We start from the raw sequence: 225 nt of genomic DNA, 5'->3' as shown, positions 1-225 counted from the left end.
GTTTGATCCTGCCCAGTAACTGTGGACACCTCTAGAATGTAATGCGCTACGATGAGGTGAACCATGGCAAGATCGACGACATCGATGAAGAAAAAATCTTATACCCGTTACTCAGATGCCTACCGTCAAGAAGCGTTAGCACTCGCTGATCGCATAGGCGTTGCCGCAGCGGCTCGTGAACTGGGAATACACGCCAGTCAGCTCTATCAATGGCGCTCTAAAGCT

The 225-nt window shown here is 50.2% G+C and carries 1 protein-coding gene; it reads left to right on the top strand.

Going from position 1 to position 225, the window contains the following annotated elements; translation table 11 throughout:
* Nucleotides 1–63 precede the first annotated feature (63 nt).
* Nucleotides 64–225, top strand: a 162-nt coding sequence (locus tag ACT3RQ_RS17765) for a transposase (protein ID WP_444680997.1), incomplete at its 3' end; no start/stop codon positions are given.

The sequence above is a fragment of the Halomonas sp. AOP43-D1-4 genome, from assembly GCF_052446175.1.
Lineage (GTDB): Bacteria > Pseudomonadota > Gammaproteobacteria > Pseudomonadales > Halomonadaceae > Vreelandella > Vreelandella citrativorans.
Note: the sequence above shows the minus strand (reverse complement) of the source record. Positions and strands in the feature narration are given on the sequence as shown.